The sequence below is a fragment of the Micromonospora noduli genome (assembly GCF_003264365.1).
Lineage (GTDB): Bacteria > Actinomycetota > Actinomycetes > Mycobacteriales > Micromonosporaceae > Micromonospora > Micromonospora noduli.
Genome location: NZ_PYAK01000005.1, coordinates 72618 through 90654 on the forward strand (window position 1 = coordinate 72618; position 18037 = coordinate 90654).

The following is an 18037-nucleotide window of genomic DNA, read 5'->3' on the forward strand; positions in this document are numbered from 1 at the left end:
GGTAAGGAGTCCTGGATGGACATTCGATTCCCCCGTCCGTCGGTGACGCTGGGGGTGGTCACGGTGATCGTCGCCGCGACCGCCGCCGTCGTCGTGACCGGCGCTGGCGCGGCGTCGGCGGCGAGCGTGACCTTCACGCCGGTCGCCGACACCTACGTCCAGAGCGACGCGGCCGCCACCAACTACGGCACGTCCACGCAGGTGGTGGTCGACAACTCGCCAGTGCGACGCTCGTTCCTGCGCTTCACAGTGAGCGGTGTCAGCGGCACGGTGACCGGCGCCAAGTTGCGACTGCGCACGATCAGCGGCAACAGCGGCAGCGACGCCGGTGGCACGTTCCGCCGGATGTCCAACACGACCTGGTCGGAGACCGGCACCACCTGGAACAACCAGCCGACCATCGACGGGGCCACGCTCGGCACGATCGGCGCGGTCAGCGGCAACACCTGGTACGAGGTCGACGTCACGGCCGCGGTCACCGGCAACGGCACGTACAGCTTCGGCGCCACCTCGACAAGCGGTGACGGCGCCTACTACGACACCCGCGAGAGTGGCGCGGACGCTCCGCAACTGGTGGTCACCACCGGGACCACCACGCCACCCCCGTCGGGCGACCCGGTGTTCGTCGGTGCCGGCGACATCGCCGACTCGGGCTCCGGCGACAGCGCCACCGCGACGCTGCTGGACAGCATCCCTGGGACGGTCTTCACCACCGGCGACAACGTCTACGACAGCGGGACGGCGTCGCAGTTCAACAGCTACTACGAGCCCACCTGGGGTCGGCACAAGTCCCGCACCCGCCCGTCGCCGGGCAACCACGACTACAACACGTCGGGCGCGACCGGCTACTACAACTACTTCGGTACGTCCGCCGGCCCGAGCGGGCGCGGGTACTACTCGTACGACCTCGGCAACTGGCACGTCGTGTCGCTGAACTCGAACATCAGCATGTCGGCCGGCTCGACGCAGGAGCAGTGGCTGCGCGCGGACCTGGCCGCCAGCAGCAGGCCGTGCACTATCGCGTACTGGCACCACCCGCTGTTCACGTCCAGCTCCAACCACGCGCCGTCGACGTCGACGCGTCCGCTGTACCAGGCCCTCTACGACTACAACGCCGACGTCGTGGTGTGGGGACACAACCACGTGTACGAGCGGTTCGCCCCGATGAACCCGGCCGGTGGCGCCGACTCCAGCCGGGGTCTGCGCAGCTTCGTCGCCGGGATGGGCGGCGCCGGCCACTACGGCTTCGGCACCATCCAGCCCAACAGCGAGGCGCGTAACAGCTCGGCGTGGGGCGTACTGAAGTTCACCCTGCACTCCAACAGCTACGACTGGCAGTTCGTGCCGGTGGCCGGCCAGACCTACACCGACAGCGGCACCAGCACCTGCCACTGACAAACGCGTGCCCCCTGTCCGCGAGGCGGGCAGGGGGCACGTGCGTACCGGCCGAGCGTCAGCGGGCCGTGCCGGCGCGACGCTTGTTGTAGACGTCGAAGGCGACCGCGACGAGCAGGACGAGACCCTTGACCACCGACTGGGTCGACTGGTCGATGCCCATCAACTGCATGCCGTTGCTCATCACCGCCATGATCAGACCACCGACCATCGCGCCCACCACGGTGCCCACGCCACCGGTGACCGCCGCGCCGCCGATGAAGGCCGCGGCGATCGCGTCCAGCTCGAACATGTTGCCGGCGGCGGGCTGGGCGCCGTTCGACCGCGACGAGTAGATGACGCCGGCCACCGCCGCCAGGAAGCCCATGTTGACGAACATCCAGAAGTTGACGGTGCGGACCTTCACCCCGGACAGCGCCGCCGCCGACAGGTTGCCGCCGATCGCGTAGACCTGGCGACCGAAGACGGTACGCCGGGTGAGCAGGCCGTAGACCAGCACCAGGACCGCCAGGATGATCAGCACGATCGGCAGCCCTCGGGCGTGCGCCAGCTGCCAGGCGAAGTACATGAGGACCGCGCCGACCAGCACGACCCGGGCGACGAAGAGCGGGAACGACTCGACGGGCTGCTGGTAGCGGATCCGCGCCACGCGGGTGCGGAAGCCGCTGACCGCGTAGCCGGCCACGGCGATGGCACCGATCAGCAGCGTGAAGGCGTCGAAGCCCTGCCCACCGAGCAGGCCGTTGAGGAAGCCCGCCGCGACCTGCTGGTACTCGGACGGGAACGGCGACAGCGAGATGTTGTCGAGCACCCGCAGGGTCAGACCCCGGAACAGCAGCATGCCGGCCAGGGTCACGATGAAGGCCGGAATGCCGGCGTACGCCACCCAGAACCCGTGCCACGCCCCGACCGCGACACCGACGACCAGCGCGGCCACGACGCCGATCCACCAGGGGTGGCCCTGCTGGATCACCAGGACGGCGGAGACCGCGCCGGTGAGTGCGACGACCGATCCGACCGACAGGTCGATGTGCCCGCCGATGATCAGGATGACCATCCCGATCGCGAGGACCAGGATGTACGAGTACTGGAGGACGATGTTGGTGATGTTGCCGGGGCTCAGCAGCACCCCGTCGGTCAGGACCGCGAAGAGCGCGACGATGACGACCAGGGCGACGTAGATCCCGCTCTGCCGCAGGTTGTTCAACACCAGCGCCCGCAGGTCGCTCGTCCCGCTGTGCAGGGCGGCGGCGGGCGGGCTGTCCGGGGGCGTGGGGTGCTCCGTCGAAGGGGTCTTGATGCTGGTCATCCGACGAGCTCCTTGTCCTTGGTCATCAGCTCCATGAGGCTCTCCTGAGTCGCCTCGGCCACCGGCATCTCGCCGGTGATCCGGCCGGCGGCGAGGGTGTAGATGCGGTCGCACATTCCGAGCAGCTCCGGCAGCTCGGAGGAGATGACGATCACCGCCTTACCGGCGGCCACCAGCCGGTTGATGATCGTGTAGATCTCGTACTTGGCGCCGACGTCGATGCCACGGGTGGGCTCGTCGAGGATCAGCACGTCCGGGTCGGTGAACAGCCACTTCGACAGGACGACCTTCTGCTGGTTGCCGCCGGAGAGCTTGCCGACCACCGCCATGACGCTCGGCGTCCGGATGTTCATCTCCTTGCGGCTCGCCTCGGCAACCTTGATCTCCTCGTTGCCGTTCACCCAGCCCAGGCGGGACAGCCGGTCCAACGCGGCGGCGGACACGTTGCGCCGCACGTCGTCGATGAGGTTGAGGCCGTAGCGTTTGCGGTCCTCGGTGACGTAGGCGATGCCGTTGTCGATCGCCTCGGCGACGGTGCGTGCCTGCACCTCCCGCCCGTGAACGAAGAGTCGGCCCCGGATGTCGCGCCCGTAGGACCGACCGAACACGCTCATGGCCAGCTCGGTCCGCCCGGCCCCCATGAGGCCCGCGATGCCGACGACCTCGCCGGCGCGTACGGACAGGCCGACGCCCTCGACGACCATCCGGTCCTGGACCGGGTGACGCACCGTCCAGTCCTCAATGCGCAGGACCTCATCACCGGGGGACGACTCGCGGTCGGGGTAGAAGCTGTCCAGGTCGCGCCCGACCATGCCCCGGATGATCCGCTGCTGGGTCACCTCGTCCGACCGCATGTCGAGGGTCTCCACGGCGCGCCCGTCGCGGATGACGGTGGTCGAGTCGGCGATGGCGGTGATCTCGTTGAGCTTGTGCGAGATCATGATGCAGGTGATGCCCTGCTCCTTGAGGGCCCGCAACAGGTCGAGCAGGTGCGCCGAGTCGATGTCGTTGAGCGCGGCCGTCGGCTCGTCCAGGATGAGCAGGCGCACCTTCTTCGACAGCGCCTTGGCGATCTCCACGAGCTGCTGCTTGCCGACGCCGAGCTGGATGACCGGGGTGACCGGGTTCTCGTGCAGCCCGACGGACGCGAGCAGCTTCGCCGCTTCGGCGTTGGCGAAGTTCCAGTCGATGAGCCCGCTGCGGCCGCGCCGCTCGTTGCCGAGGAAGATGTTCTCCGCGATCGACAGGTACGGCACCAGGGCGAGCTCCTGGTGGATGATGACGATGCCGTTGGCCTCGCTGTCGCGGATGCCACGGAACTGCATCGGCTTGCCGTCGAAGAGGATCTCGCCGTCGTACGAGCCGGACGGGTAGACGCCGGACAGCACCTTCATCAGGGTGGACTTGCCGGCGCCGTTCTCACCACAGATGGCGTGGATCTCCCCGCGGCGCACTGCGAGGGTGACGTCCTCCAGCGCGGTCACGCCGGGGAAGGTCTTGGTGATGCGACGCATCTCGAGGATGGTGTCGTCCATTGTCACTGTCCTCCGTCAGGTCTGGACGTGGTACGCGCCCAGGCGTCGGGCCCGGCGGGTGACCGCCGGGCCCGACGAGTGGCTTACTTCTTGGCCTGACCGGCGGCGACCTCGTCCGCGGTCCAGTAGCCGGAGTCGATCAGCGTCGCCTTGATGTCGTCCTTGTAGACGGTCGCGATCGGCAGCAGGTACGCCGGGACGACCTTGACGCCGTTGTTGTACGTCTTGGTGTCGTTGGCCTGCGGCTGCTTCTTCTGCAGGAACGCCTCGGCCGCGTTCACGGCCTGCTCGGCCAGCAGCCGGGTGTCCTTGAAGACCGTGGAGCTCTGCACGCCGTCGTTGATCAGCTTGATCGAGGCGATCTCCGCGTCCTGGCCGGTCACCACCGGGAGCTTCTTCGCGCCCTTGCCGTAGCCGGCGTTCTGCAGGGCGGTGATGATGCCGCGGGAGATGCCGTCGTACGGCGAGAGCACGCCGTCGACCTTCGAGCCGTCGTTGTAGCTGGAGGTGAGCAGGTTCTCCATCCGCTTCTGCGCGGTCTCCTGCTGCCACCGCAGGATGGCTACCTGCTCGGGGGTGGTCTGCTTGGACTTGACGACCAGCGTGCCGTTGTCGATGAACGGCTTCAGCGTGTCCATCGCGCCGCCGAAGAAGTACTGGGTGTTGTTGTCATCCAGCGACCCGGCGAAGAGCTCGACGTTCAGCGGCCCCTTGGCCGTGCCCTTCGAGCCGTCCTTGTTCAGCAGGCCGAGACCGACGAGCAGCGCGGTGCCCTGGGCGACGCCAACCTTGTAGTTGTCGAAGCTGACGTAGAAGTCGACGTCCTTGCTGCCACGGATCAGCCGGTCGTAGGAGATGACCGGGATCTTCGCGGCCGCGGCGGCCTGCAGCTGGCTGCTGAGCGCGGTGCCGTCGATCGCCGCGAGGACCAGAACATCGGCACCCTGGGTGATCATCTGGTCGACCTGCTGCGACTGCGTGGGGATGTCGTCGCCGGCGTACTGGAGGTCGACCTTGTAGCCCTTGGCCTCAAGCTTCGACTTCACCGCGTTGCCGTCGGCGATCCACCGCTCCGAGGTCTGCGTCGGCATCGACACACCGATGGTCAGATCGCTGGGCTTCTCGTCGCCGGACTTCTCACCGCTGCCCGCACCCCCGCCGCTGCACGCCGCCAAACTCAGCGCCAGTGCGGCGCCGCCGAGAGCAACCAGGAATTTCCTGCCCACGGGCTTCTCCTCTCTGGACTCCCCCGCCGACTGCCGGGGCCAACTGTCATCTTTCGGGTAGTGTTAGCGCTCACATAGATTGCGTCAACACCAGATCCGAAATACCGGTGTCACGGTCTCGTAACGGAGCATCCAGGCGAGCGTAGCCATGTGGCCGATCCGCCGGAAGGGCAGGACGCGGCGACTCAGCGTGGTCGTCCGCAGCACTCTACAGACCGATGCCCGCGGACGACGTCTGTCGTCCGCGGGCACCAGCATCGGCCGGATCAGGTGGGTCGCCGCGACCTCGGCCGTCGGCGGTCCCGATCGGCTACCGCTGCGACCACCGCTGGTTCGCCGCTCCGGTGCACGTCCAGAGGATCACCGTGGTGCCGTTGGCAGTGGCGTTGGCGTTCACGTCCAGGCAGAGCCCCGACTGCGTGTTGCTGATCGTGCCGTTGGCGTTGACCGCCCACTGCTGGTTGGTCCCGCCGTTGCAGTCCCAGATCTGCACCTTGGCGCCGGCCGCGGCGTTCGACGGCGCGTCCAGGCACTTGCCGAGGGCCTGCAGAGTCTGGCCGCTCCTGGTCCAGCGCTGGTTGGCGGCGCCGTTGCAGTCCCAGATGACCGGCTGCGTGCCGTTGGTCGTGTTGCTGTTCGGCACGTCGAGGCAGCGGCCGGAGGCGGCGCTGGCGTACGCGCTCGACGTGGTCGGCGGCGGCGTCGTCGGAGGAGTCGTCCCGCCACCGCTGACCCGGTACACCACAGTGCCGTGCGCGGGGACGCTGGCGCTGATGGTCCCGCTGCTGGAACTGGTGCCGCCGGTCCACGCGTCCACCAGTGTGAACGACGAGCCGGACTTGCCGATGGCCGCGGCCGTGGTCGAGATCGTCGTCGTCGAGCCGCCCTGGTTGAACAGGGCGACGGCCACGTCACCGTTGGCGAGCCGCTTGGCCAGCACCCGACGCGTGCCGTCGAACGACACCTGCGTTCCCTGCAACCCGAGCGAGTCCTGGTTGATCGCGATCAGGTTGGCGTTCTTGAGGATCGTCTGCGTCGCAGCGTTCATGTTCCGCACGTCGTTGCCGGCGATGAGCGGAGACGCCATGATCGCCCACATCGCGAAGTGGCTGCGCATCTCCGTGTCGTTCATGCCGCCCCGGCCGACCTCCATCATGTCGGGGTCGTTGAACCCGCCCGGCCTCGCATAGGACGCCAGCGGAACGGTGACGTTGATGATGTTCTGGATGCCCATCGGGTAGCCGTTGCTCTGGCCGGTGTCCCACGCGTTGGTGATGTCCTCGGTGGTTCGCCACATGTTCGCCACGTCGCCCCAGTTGCGCTGCGGGCCGGTCTTGGCGTGGATGCTGTTGGAGTTGATGCTGTAGACGATCGGCCGGCCGGTGGCGGCCAGCGCGTCACGCATCTTGGCGAAGGTGGTCACCTGGTCGTTGATGCTGCCCTCCGGCGAGCACCAGTCGTACTTGAGGAAGTCGACACCCCAGGCGGCGAACTGGCGCGCGTCCTGCACCTCGTGGCCACGGCTGCCGGTCGCGCCGGGGTAGGCGCCGAAGTACTGCGCGCAGGTCTTGTCGACAGGCACCTGGTAGAGGCCGAACTTCAGGTTCCGGGCGTGCAGGTAGTCGCCGAGCGCCTTCATCCCGCTGGGGAACCGGCCGGGGTCGCCCTGGATGTTGCCGGAGCTGTCCCGGTTGGGGTTGAACCAGCAGTCGTCGACCACGACGTAGTTGTAGCCCAGGTCCCGCATGCCGCTGCTGACGATCGCATCTGCCGTCTGCCGGATCAGCGCCTCGTTGATGTTGCAGCCGAACGAGTTCCACGAATTCCAACCCATGGGGGGAGTGCGCGCCACGCCGTTGTCCAGCGCCTGCGCCGTCGGGGCGCGAAGGCCGACCAGGCCACCGGCGAGCAGAATTCCGGCCGCCAGTACGCTCCCCCAGCGACGACCTCGGGTATTGCGGTTCATCGAGCCTCCTTGTCGGTGACGCCCGCCCGTGATTACGATCTCTGGTCGGTACGCCGATAGTTGGGTGCCAATTTTTGTTAGCGTTAACAGAGACGCCCATCATATTACGGCGACATTTCACGAGGTTCAATACCTTCACCGCGTCGTATCGCTTGGCATCGATTGGTCACACTCTGCAACCCATCGAGTCGCGTCTTATCGAACGAGGAAGCCGAAAATTGGCGCGCGCTGGCGCGGGCCCACACGCGCGTGCACCGCTGGGCGGGGAACGGCGGCGAGACCACTCTCCGCACCACACCGGGGGCGACCGCCGGTTGGTGCGACCATCAGCGACGAGGTGGGGCGACGCTCTCGCGGACGACCAGAGCGGGGGCGATGGTCTGCCGCAGCGCCCCACCGGTGCCCGACTCGATCTGGGACAGCAGCATCTGCAGGCTCGCTCGCGCCACCGCGTCGAAGTCCGGTCGGACGGTGGTCAGCGGCGGAATGAAGTACGCCGCCTCCGGTACGTCGTCGAAGCCGACCACGCTGATCTCGTGCGGCACCCGTCGACCGAACTCGTGCAGCGCCCGCAGCACGCCCAGCGCGAGATGGTCGTTGGCGGTGAAGACGGCGGTGACCTCCGGCATCCGCGCCAACATCTGCCCGCACCGGTAACCCGACGCGGCGGACCAGTCCCCCGGCATCGGCGGCGGCGGATCCAGCCCGGCGGCCAGCAGCGCCTGCCGCCAGCCGTCGATCCGACCCACGCTGTCGAACCAGTCGGTCGGCCCGGAGACGTGCCAGACAGTACGGTGCCCGGCGTCGAGCAGATGTTGCGTCGCCGCCCGGGCGCCCGCCACCTGGTCGACAGTCACCAGCGGCACCGGCCGGCTCGGGTCACCGTCGACCGTGACCAGCGGGACATCCTTGGGCAGGCGCTCCAGCGCCTCACCGGCCGACTCGACCGGGGCGATGACCACGATGCCGGCCACCCGGTGCGACAGGTGCCGCTCGACGGCCGCCGAGATGGAGCGGTGGTCCAGGTTACGCACGCTGCCGACGCTGACCGCGAAGCCCTCTTCGGCGGCGGTCTGCTCCAGGGCGGCCAGCAGCGACGCCGGACCGTAGAGCGTCGTGTTCTGCGCTACCACACCGATGACCTGTGATCGACCGGTCACCAGGGCGCGTGCCGCGCCGTTGGGGCGGTAGCCGAGTTCGGCGATCGCCGCGCGTACCCGAAGCCGGGTCTGCTCACGGACGTTGGGGTGCCCGTTGAGCACCCGCGACACCGTCTGATGGGAGACACCGGCGAGACGAGCAACGTCCGTCATCGCGGGACCGTGGACGGCCATTTCACTCCCCCCGCTACATCTCCGGCCCGCGGCCCGTCGACGTCGACTGGAGCGGCCCGGCCCGGTCCCCCTCGCTCAGTCACCACGCCGGTGCTGAATCCCAGGTGACCAGCGCTGGATCGCCGACAGTCTACGCCAGCAACGGCCCCGAACACGGAACGCCTGTGTGGGGACCGCTCGACGCGCCGAGGCCGTACAACGCGGTGCCCGTCCGGAGTCCCCGACCAACAGGTACGGGACACGGTCCTGATGTGGTACGCCGGCCTGCCCTCGCTCCTGGACAGAGCGTGGAACAGGCCGGCGAGGACCTGACGCGGTGGCGCGGACTTCACATGCCGCCAGGGCTGCGTCGCCAGCGCCACCGGTCAGAGCGATCGTCGTGTGACCGGTGTCACGGGGTGGTCAGGTCGAAGCGCCGCACGGTGACCGCGCCACCGAGCGCCTGCGTCGCGTGGTTGAAGATGGCGAATCGGTAGCCCATGAAGAACTGCCAGTTGTTCGCCAGTGTCAGGGTGTTGCCGAACGAGGTGAAGTTGACCCCGTCCGTGCTGTACGAGAACCGGGCCTGTCGGCCGGAGCCGGGTCTGATGTCGGCGTTGGCGCGCAACCAGATCCGGCCACCGGAGACAGCGGTGCTCGCCACCTCACTGCCGGTGCTTGTGGTGTTCCAACTGCCGTCCATCGTCAGGCCGTTCTGCATGACCAGTCGGGTGGTCCCGTTGTCGCGTCGGACTCCGATCCACGCCGACGAGTTGCGCAGCACCGCCAGGCCGGTGCGATCACCGTCGCGCATGGTGGAGTAGTCCAACTCGATCGTCGCTGTCGAGGTGGGGCCCTGGATGCGGTGGGTCAGCGTGTTGCGCGCCTTGTACAGGTCGCCGGTGACGGTGGCGGTCTGCAGGTTCAGCCCGTTGTTGACCGACCACTTGCTGTTGTCCGGGTTGTGGTTCCACTCCCACTGCGGGCCGAGCGTGGTGCCGGCGAACGTGTCGGTGCCGGTGAGCGGCTTGACCGCCCGGGGCGGCGCGGGCAGGTTCGGCTTCGGGTACGAGCTGCCCCAGGTGCCGTTGACCGTCTGCAGCACCGGCCAGCCGTCGCCGGTCCAGGTGATCGGAGCCATGGCCGGCATCCGGCCACCGGGGTACGCGTCGACGAAGGACATGTAGTACCAGTCCCCGTTCTGGGTCTGCACCAGCCCACCCTGGTGCGGGACACCGCCACCGGAGATCGGGCCGGGCAGGTTGAGCAGCACCTGGCGCTGCTCGTACGGGCCGAACGGGCCGTTCGTCGACTTCAGCACGTACTGGCCGTTGGCCGGGCGGGTGAGCCAGATGTAGTAGGCGCCGTTGCGCTTGTAGAAGCGGGCGCCTTCCAGCGTCCCGATGCTCGACGGCGTCTGGTACACCTGCTGGGCACGGACCTGCGACTTCCCGTCCGCGGACAGCTGCGCCACGCTGATCGTGCCGTTGCCGTACGCCACGTACATGGTGTCGTTGTCGTCGACCAGCATCCCCGCGTCGTAGTAGCAGTTGGGGATGGTGGTGTGCTTGCTCCAGGCCCCGTCGACGGCGGACGCGGTGTAGATGTGGGTCTGCGCGAAGTCGATGCACCCGGCCCAGTAGTACGTCCGGTTGCTCGGCCGGTAGTTCAGCGTCGACGCCCAGATGCCGTCAACGTAGGCGTTACCGCCGCTCATGTCGTACTTCGACCCGAAGTCGAGTCGGGGTACGGAGTGACCGGCGAACTCCCAGTTCACCAGGTCGTACGAGCGCAGGACCGGCGCGCCAGGCGAGTAGTGCATGGTGGACGCCGACATGTAGTAGGCGTTGTCCACCCGGATGATGTCGACGTCGGCGAAGTCCTGCCAGACCACCGGGTTCGAGTACGTGCCGTTCGACGGGGGTGGCGTCGTGGGGTCGGTCCCGCCGTCGACGCGGACGAGCTGCCACTGCTGGTTGGTGCCGTTCCAGTCGTCGTACTGCACGATGTTGCCACCGTCGGCGGTCGAGGCGCCCTGCACCTCCATCGCCTTGTTGCTGTTGCGGTTGATCAACCGGACGTACCCACCGTCGGAGTCGGCCAGCCGGAACTGCTGGTTGGTGCCGTTGTTGTCGGTCCACTGCACGACGCTGGCGCCGTTGGCGGTCGAGCGGCCGGAGACGTCCAGCACCTTGCCCGACAACCTCGACTTGAGTCGGTAGTAGCCGCCTCCGGAGTCCACGAACTGCCACTGCTGCTGGTTGCCGTTGTTACGCGTCCACTGGGTGATCCGCGCACCGTCGGTCGTGGCCAGGTTGTACACGTCCACGGCCTTGCCACTGTTGCGGTTCACCAACACGTACCAGGCGCTGGTGTCGACGGTGGCCGCTGACGCGGGCGACGAGGCGACGGCCGCAGCCGCGCCACCGACCACCAGCACCATCGCGGCGACGGCGAGTCTCGACAGCCACCCGCGCCGTCGCGGCGCACCCCGGGGAACCCGACCGATGGAAAGCATGATCCTCCTCTGCTGACGCGAACCGTGCGGTCTGGGTCGGCGTCCGCGGCACCGGGCGGGGCACCGAGCTGACCACGCCCGGCCATGTGATCGCTAACACCGATCGTCCGACCGTTGCGGTGACGAGGTGCCGAAACCGCGGGGGTAGGACGCGCGCGCGGCCGGACCAGCCAACGACATCGACCATCTTGGTTATAGACTGTGAGCGATAACATGCTGTTAGTCAAGGCGTAACACAACCGCCTCGTGGCCTCCGCTGGCGCACACGCGAACGGGTGGCCCACCCCCGCCCGCAGGCAGGGGTGGACCACCCGTTCTTCGTACGATCAGACCGCGCGAATCAGAAGCCGCGGGCCAGCCGGTAGTACGCCTGGTTCCAGCGCAGCTCGTCGGCGAAGCGGCGAGGCTCCGTGGCGGCGTCGATGACGACCAGCTCGGTGCGGCTCATCTCCGCCAGGTCCTGCAGCTCCTCCACGCCCACCGCCTGCGACAGCACTGTGTGGTGCGGAGCGCCCGCGGTGATCCACGCCTCGGCCGAGACCGGCAGGTCGGGGCGCGGACGCCAGACGGCACGGGCAACCGGCAACCGGCGCAGCGGCTGCGGCGGAGCCACCACGTCGATCTCGTTGGCCACCAGCCGGAAACGCTCCCCCATGTCGGACAGCCCGAGCACCACGGCCGGACCGGGCGCGGCGTCGAACACCAGCCGGACCGGGTCCTCCCGGCCACCGATGCTCAGCGGATGGATCTCCACGTTGGGCACGTCGGAGGCAATCGTCGGGCAGACCTCCAGCATGTGGGCGCCGAGCACCAACTCGTTGCCCGGGGTGAGGTCGTAGGTGTAGTCCTCCATGAACGACGTGCCGCCGCTCACGCCCACCGACATCGCCTTGAGGGTGCGGACCAGGACCGAGGTCTTCCAGTCGCCCTCACCGCCGAAGCCGTAGCCGTCCGCCATCAGCCGCTGCACGGCGATGCCCGGCAGCTGACGCAGCCCACCGAGGTCCTCGAAGTTCGTCGTGAAGGCCCGGAACCCGCCCGCGTCCAGGAAGGCGCGCATGCCCAACTCCACGCGCGCGGCGTACCGCAGTGAGTCGTGCTGCTCCCCGCCCGGCAGCAGCTCGCCGACGATGTGGTAGGTGTCCTCGTACTCCTTGACCAGGTCGTCCACCTGCGCGTCGGTGACCTCGCCGACCACCTCGACCAGGTCGTTGACGCCGTAGGTGTTGACCGAAACCCCGAACCGCAGCTCGGCCTCGACCTTGTCGCCCTCGGTCACCGCGACGTCGCGCATGTTGTCACCGAAGCGGGCCAGGCGCAGCGACCGCATCGCCGACCAGCCCAGCGAGGCGCGGGCCCAGGCCCCGATCCGAGTGGTCACCCGCGGGTCGCTGACGTGCCCGGCCACGGTCTTACGGGCCACACCGAGACGCGTCTGGATGTACCCGAACTCGCGGTCGCCGTGGGCGGCCTGGTTCAGGTTCATGAAGTCCATGTCGATGTCGTTCCACGGCAGCAGAACGTTGGCCTGGGTGTGCAGGTGCAGCAGCGGTGTCTGCAACGCGTCCAGACCGGAGATCCACATCTTGGCCGGTGAGAACGTGTGCATCCAGGCGATGACCCCGACGGCACCCTGAGCGGCGGCGTCCCGGCAGACCTGCAGGATCTCACCGCTGTTGGTCAGGACGGGCTTCCAGACCACGCGGGCGGGAATCTGCGGCGAGTCGTCGAGTGCGGCCGCGATCTGGCGAGACTGCTCGGCCACCTGGCGGAGCGTCTCCTCGCCGTACATGCCTTGGCTGCCGGTGAGGAACCAGATCTCGGGTTCGGTGTGTGGTGCCATGGAGTTGCCTTCCGCGAGAGGGGCGGTCACTTGTAACGGATTCCGATGAGGCGCTGGAGGAGGATGAACGCGAAGAGCAGACCGCCAATCACGATCTTGGTCCACCAGGAGTTGAGGCTCCCGTCGAAGGTGATGAGGGTCTGGATCACGCCGAGGACCAGCACGCCGAGCACCGTGCCGAAGACGTAACCAGCGCCGCCGGTGAGCACCGTGCCACCGATGACGACGGCGGCGATGACGTCCAGCTCCATCCCCACGCCGATCAGCGGCGCGCCGGAGAGGGTGTAGAAGGACAGCAGGATCCCGCCGATGGCCGAGCACAGACCACTGATCGTGTAAACGGCGATCCGGGTCCGGCCCACCGGCAGGCCCATCAGCAGCGCCGACTGCGGGTTGCCGCCGATGGCGTACACGTTGCGCCCCAGCCGGGTGTAGGCCAGCGTGTACGCGGCGATGACGACCACCACGAAGGCGATCAGCACGCTGATCGACACGAAGTTGCCCTGGGGGTTACCGATCCGCTCCTGCGACATCGAGGTCCAGAACCCGTCGGTGATCGGGATCGACGCGCCGGAGATGAAGGTGCACATGCCCCGGGCGAAGAACATCCCGGCGAGCGTGACGATGAACGGCTGGATCTCGAAGAAGTGGATGACGCAGCCCATCAACAGGCCGAGCGTCGGCCCGATCAGCAGGGCGATGACCAGCACCAGCGCCGCCGGCATGCCGTCCTGCAGCAGCGCGGCCGACACCATCGCCGTCATGGCGACCACCGAACCGACCGACAGGTCGATGCCACCGGTGAGGATCACGAAGGTCATGCCCACCGCGACGACGAGCAGGAAGCCGTTGTCGATGAAGACGTTGAAGATGACCTGGACGTTGGAGAACGCCGTGTACTGCGAGACGCCGATGCCGTACATCACCAGCAGCAGGGCGAGCGTCGCCAGGACCGGTATCTGCTTCCTCGGCAGCCGGAACCGGGTACGACCGGCGGTAAGCGTTCCAGTGGTCATGCCGGCACCTGCTCCTTCGGCTTGTCGGCGATGGTGGCGGGCGGCGGGGCGTTGCGCCTACGTCGGCTGAACCGGGCCCGGAAGGCCGGCGCCTGGATGAGGCAGACGGCGATGACGACGACCGCCTTGAACAGCAGCGAGGTCTGCGGTGAGATGTCCATGGCGTACACCGTGGTGGTCAGGGTCTGAATGATCAGTGCGCCGATGATCGTGCCGCTGAGGAAGAACCGGCCACCCGCGAGCGACGTACCGCCGATGACGACCGCGAGGATCGCGTCCAGCTCGACCCAGAGGCCGGCGGCGTTGCCGTCGGCGCTGGAGACGTTTGCCGTCATCATGAAACCGGCGACCGCCGCACAGGCGGCGCTGATCACGTACACCAGGAAGATGACCCGGCCGGACCGGATGCCGGCGAGCCGGCTGGCCATGGCGTTGCCGCCCACCGACTCAATGATCATGCCGAGTGCGGTGCGACGGGTGAACGCGGCGACCAGCAGGGCCGCGGCGAGCGCGATGAAGATGGCCAGCGGCAGGGTCAACGCGTGGCCCAGGCCGATCGCCCGGTACGGCTCGGAGTTGATGGTGATGATCTGGCCCTCGGTGATCAGCTGGGCGAGACCCCGGCCGGCGACCATCAGGATCAGGGTGGCGATGATCGGTTGGATACCGATCACGGCCACCAGCACCCCGTTCCAGGCGCCGAGCACGAGCGAGACACCCAGCGCCATCGCGAGGGCGGTCACCACCACGCCAACGCTGTTCTGGTCGGGTTGCTTGCTGATGTACATGCAGGCGATCGCGCCGCTGATCGCGCAGAGCGAACCCACCGACAGGTCGATGCCGCCGGTGGAGATGACCAGCGTCATGCCCAACGCGACGAGGATCAGCGGTGCGCTCAGCCGCAGGATGTCGATCGGCGTGCCGTACAGGTGCCCGTCCTTGAGCTCGATGGACAGGAACCCGGGCCGGTAGATCGTGTTCGCGGCGAGCATGACGAACAGCACGGCGGCGGGCCAGAACAGCCGGTGACCGGTCATCGTCCGATAGCGGCTCATGGTGTCGTTCATCGGTCTGCCTCCTCCCGGTGGGATCCGCTGGCGATGGTCTGCATGATGCGGTCGGCGTCCAGGCTCTCGTCGTTGGCGAGCTGCGCGACCATCTGCCGGTCCCGCATGACCGCCACCTTGTGACTGAGGCGCAGCACCTCCTCCAGCTCGGCGGAGATGAACAGCACCGCCATGCCCCCGTCGGACAGCTGCGTCACGAGCCTCTGGATCTCGGTCTTCGCGCCGATGTCGATGCCCCGGGTCGGCTCGTCGAGGATCAGCAGTCGCGGCTCGGTGATCAGCCACCGGGCCAGCAGCACCTTCTGCTGGTTGCCGCCGGAGAGGTTGCGGACCGGCACCTCCGGGTCGGCGGGCCGGATGTTGAGGGCCTTGACGTACTTGTCGACCAGCTCGTCCTGGCGGCGACGCGGAATGGGCCGCAGCCAGCCGCGTGCCGCCTGCATGGCAAGGATCATGTTCTCGCGGACCGACAGGTCCGCGACGATCCCCTCGGCCCGGCGGTTCTCCGAACAGAAGCCCACGCCGTGGTCGATGGCCTGCGCGGGGGTGCGCAGGCTGCTCGCCGCGCCGTCGATCGCCACCTGACCGCCGTCGGTCCGATCGGCCCCGAACAGCAACCGCGCGACCTCGGTACGCCCCGAGCCCAGCAGGCCGGCCAGGCCCACCACCTCGCCGGCGTGGATGGTGAGGCTGAACGGCTCGACCGCACCCGCCCGACCGAAGCCCGACACCGCCACCAGGGGGGTGCCCTCCTCCAGCGTGGCCAGGTCCCGCCGGGAGTGCTCCTCGATGCCCTCCAGGACGTCGAGCTCCTTGCCGATCATCTTCTCGACCAGGGAGAGCTGGGGCAGCTCGGTGGTGAGGTACTCGCCGACGAGCCCGCCGTTGCGCAGCACGGTGATCCGGTCGGAGATCTCGTAGACCTGGTCGAGGAAGTGGGTCACGAACAGGATCGCGATGCCCTCGTCGCGCAGTTGCCGCATGATGCGGAACAGCTGTGCCACCTCGCTTGCGTCGAGGCTGGACGTCGGTTCGTCCAGGATCAGCACCCGGGCCTTGATGTCGATCGCGCGGGCGATGGCGACCATCTGCTGGATCGCGAGCGAGTACGAGCCGAGAGGCGCGCTGACGTCGAGGTCGAGGTCGAGGCGGGCCAGCAGGGCCCGGGCGCGGCGCCGAACCTCACCCCAGCGGACGGCGCCGAAGACCCGAGGCTCACGGCCGATGAAGATGTTCTCCGCCACCGAGAGGTTGGTGCAGAGGTTGACTTCCTGGAAAACGGTGCTCACACCGGCGGCGGTCGCCTGCATCGGCCCGGTGAACGACACGGGCTCACCGTCGAGGGTGGTCGCGCCGGCGTCGGTGTCGTAGACGCCGGTGAGCACCTTGATGAGGGTGGACTTGCCGGCGCCGTTCTCGCCCATCAGGGCGTGCACCTCGCCGGGGAAGAGCCGGAAGTTGACGTCGTGGAGTGCGCGCACCCCGGGGAAGGACTTGCTGATCCCGGTCATCGTCAGGACCGGACGGCTATCCGTCATCCCATCAGACCTCTTCTGGGTTGTCGACACGGAAGGGCCGCTACGCTCCCGCCGCGCCCGCCCGGTCGTCCCCTGGGGGGCCGCTCGGGCGGGCGCGGTTCGGAGGTCGTCGCGGGCCGAGCCCGGTCCGTTTCGGGTAGGAAAGCGACGCGGCGGGGCCGCCACGCGAGCGCGGCGACCCCGTCGTCGATCAGTACTTACGGTTGGGCAGAGCTTCCTTGGCCTGCTCGGTCGTGAAGGTGGTCTCCTCGGTCTCGATCCGAGGCGGCACCTCCTGGCCGGCCTTGACCTTCTTGGCCAGGTCCATCAGCTGCGGGCCGAGCAGCGGGCTGCACTCCGCGATGAAGTTGAACTTCCCGTCGGCGAGAGCCTGCATGCCGTCCTTGACGGCGTCGATCGTGATGATGGTGATGTCCTTGCCCGGCACCTTGCCCGCGGCGGTGATCGCCTCGAGCGCGCCCAGACCCATGTCGTCGTTGTGCGCGAACAGCACGTCGATCTTCGGGTTGGCCTTGAGGAACTGCTCCATGACCTGCTTACCGCCGGCCCGGGTGAAGTCGCCCGTCTGCGACGCGATGACCTTCAGGTTCGGGTTGGCGGCGATCGCCTCGGCGAAGCCCTTCTTGCGGTCGTTCGCCGGCGCCGCGCCCGTGCTGCCCTGCAGCTCGACGATGTTCACCGGACCCGAGGCGGTCTTCTTCTGCTCGACCAGCCACTCACCGGCGAGCTTGCCCTCCTTGACAAAGTCCGAGCCGAGGAAGGTCTTGTACAGCGACTTGTCGGCCGAGTCCACCGAGCGGTCGGTCAGGATGACCGGGATGCCGGCGTCCTTGGCCTCCTTGAGCACGGTGTCCCACCCGGACTCCACCACCGGCGAGAAGGCGATCACGTCGACCTTCTGCTGGATGTAGTTGCGGATCGCCTTGATCTGGTTTTCCTGCTTCTGCTGAGCGTCGTCGAACTTCAGCTCGATTCCGGCGGCCGTGGCGGCCTCCTTGATCGAGATGGTGTTCGCGGTACGCCACCCGCTCTCCGCACCGACCTGGGAGAAGCCCATCGTGATCTTGCCGTCGTCCTTGGTGCCGCCGCCGCCGGTGTCGCTATTGCCGCAGGCCGCCACGCCGCCGACCAGCAGCACGCTGGCGAGGACCGCGGCAGCGCGCCACGGAGCGGACTGCGTTCGCATCTTTCCCATCGAATCTCCTTGGCTGGATGTGGTGGGTAACCGCGCCAACCGCCGAGGTGCGAAGAAGCGGCGTACGCGGGTGGTGCGTGCTGGTGCGTCGTGGTGCAGACCGACGGGTCCCGGAT

Annotated in this window: 12 protein-coding genes; 1 reads left to right on the top strand and 11 read right to left on the bottom strand. The window is 68.1% G+C overall.

Annotated features, from left to right (window positions below; genetic code table 11):
• Positions 1-15: 15 nt before the first annotated feature.
• The gene (locus GUI43_RS05710; RefSeq protein WP_112698228.1) at positions 16-1395 is read left to right on the top strand and encodes a CBM96 family carbohydrate-binding protein; all 1380 of its coding nucleotides are present in this window, start codon (positions 16-18) and stop codon (positions 1393-1395) included.
• Between the two features lie 58 nt (positions 1396-1453).
• Here the strand turns inward: GUI43_RS05710 and mmsB are convergent, their stop codons facing one another.
• The 11 genes from mmsB to GUI43_RS05765 all read right to left on the bottom strand — a co-directional run bounded on the left by mmsB (position 1454) and on the right by GUI43_RS05765 (position 17921).
• Positions 1454-2704 (bottom strand): multiple monosaccharide ABC transporter permease, encoded by a 1251-nt coding sequence (gene mmsB / locus GUI43_RS05715; RefSeq protein ID WP_112585363.1) that lies wholly within the window; start codon positions 2702-2704, stop codon positions 1454-1456.
• Entirely contained in the window at positions 2701-4239 is a 1539-nt protein-coding gene (gene mmsA / locus GUI43_RS05720; RefSeq protein ID WP_112585361.1) for a multiple monosaccharide ABC transporter ATP-binding protein, read from the bottom strand. Before mmsA ends, mmsB begins: the two co-directional genes overlap by 4 nt.
• 83 nt (positions 4240-4322) lie before the next feature.
• Positions 4323-5465 (bottom strand): multiple monosaccharide ABC transporter substrate-binding protein, encoded by a 1143-nt coding sequence (gene chvE / locus GUI43_RS05725; RefSeq protein WP_112698229.1) that lies wholly within the window; start codon positions 5463-5465, stop codon positions 4323-4325.
• A 310-nt stretch (positions 5466-5775) separates the two neighbouring features.
• The gene (locus tag GUI43_RS05730) at positions 5776-7431 is read right to left on the bottom strand and encodes a glycoside hydrolase family 27 protein (protein ID WP_112698230.1); all 1656 of its coding nucleotides are present in this window, start codon (positions 7429-7431) and stop codon (positions 5776-5778) included.
• Between the two features lie 326 nt (positions 7432-7757).
• Complete coding sequence (locus GUI43_RS05735; RefSeq protein WP_208646727.1) at positions 7758-8744, bottom strand: LacI family DNA-binding transcriptional regulator; 987 nt, start codon at positions 8742-8744, stop codon at positions 7758-7760.
• 412 nt (positions 8745-9156) lie between these two features.
• Positions 9157-11262: a family 43 glycosylhydrolase gene (locus tag GUI43_RS05740; RefSeq protein WP_112698231.1), complete on the bottom strand. Its 2106-nt coding sequence runs from the start codon at positions 11260-11262 to the stop codon at positions 9157-9159.
• A gap of 340 nt (positions 11263-11602) precedes the next feature.
• Positions 11603-13105 (bottom strand): L-arabinose isomerase, encoded by a 1503-nt coding sequence (gene araA, locus GUI43_RS05745; protein ID WP_112698232.1) that lies wholly within the window; start codon positions 13103-13105, stop codon positions 11603-11605.
• Positions 13106-13131: 26 nt separating this feature from the next.
• Complete coding sequence (gene yjfF, locus GUI43_RS05750) at positions 13132-14121, bottom strand: galactofuranose ABC transporter, permease protein YjfF (protein ID WP_112585349.1); 990 nt, start codon at positions 14119-14121, stop codon at positions 13132-13134.
• On the bottom strand, positions 14118-15188 hold the full coding sequence (locus GUI43_RS05755) for an ABC transporter permease (RefSeq protein WP_112585347.1): 1071 nt from the start codon (positions 15186-15188) through the stop codon (positions 14118-14120). Before GUI43_RS05755 ends, yjfF begins: the two co-directional genes overlap by 4 nt.
• On the bottom strand, positions 15185-16726 hold the full coding sequence (locus GUI43_RS05760; protein WP_112698233.1) for a sugar ABC transporter ATP-binding protein: 1542 nt from the start codon (positions 16724-16726) through the stop codon (positions 15185-15187). Before GUI43_RS05760 ends, GUI43_RS05755 begins: the two co-directional genes overlap by 4 nt.
• Before the next feature lie 190 nt (positions 16727-16916).
• Positions 16917-17921: an ABC transporter substrate-binding protein gene (locus tag GUI43_RS05765; RefSeq protein WP_373861185.1), complete on the bottom strand. Its 1005-nt coding sequence runs from the start codon at positions 17919-17921 to the stop codon at positions 16917-16919.
• Positions 17922-18037 lie beyond the last annotated feature (116 nt).

Coding starts and splice junctions, on each gene's coding strand:
- GUI43_RS05710 (WP_112698228.1), top strand. CDS start 16: ATGGACATTCGATTCCCCCGTCCGTCGGTGACGCTGGGGGTGGTCACG.
- mmsB (WP_112585363.1), bottom strand. CDS start 2,704: ATGACCAGCATCAAGACCCCTTCGACGGAGCACCCCACGCCCCCGGAC.
- mmsA (WP_112585361.1), bottom strand. CDS start 4,239: ATGGACGACACCATCCTCGAGATGCGTCGCATCACCAAGACCTTCCCC.
- GUI43_RS05730 (WP_112698230.1), bottom strand. CDS start 7,431: ATGAACCGCAATACCCGAGGTCGTCGCTGGGGGAGCGTACTGGCGGCC.
- GUI43_RS05735 (WP_208646727.1), bottom strand. CDS start 8,744: ATGACGGACGTTGCTCGTCTCGCCGGTGTCTCCCATCAGACGGTGTCG.
- GUI43_RS05740 (WP_112698231.1), bottom strand. CDS start 11,262: ATGCTTTCCATCGGTCGGGTTCCCCGGGGTGCGCCGCGACGGCGCGGG.
- araA (WP_112698232.1), bottom strand. CDS start 13,105: ATGGCACCACACACCGAACCCGAGATCTGGTTCCTCACCGGCAGCCAA.
- yjfF (WP_112585349.1), bottom strand. CDS start 14,121: ATGACCACTGGAACGCTTACCGCCGGTCGTACCCGGTTCCGGCTGCCG.
- GUI43_RS05755 (WP_112585347.1), bottom strand. CDS start 15,188: ATGAACGACACCATGAGCCGCTATCGGACGATGACCGGTCACCGGCTG.
- GUI43_RS05760 (WP_112698233.1), bottom strand. CDS start 16,726: ATGACGGATAGCCGTCCGGTCCTGACGATGACCGGGATCAGCAAGTCC.
- GUI43_RS05765 (WP_373861185.1), bottom strand. CDS start 17,921: ATGGGAAAGATGCGAACGCAGTCCGCTCCGTGGCGCGCTGCCGCGGTC.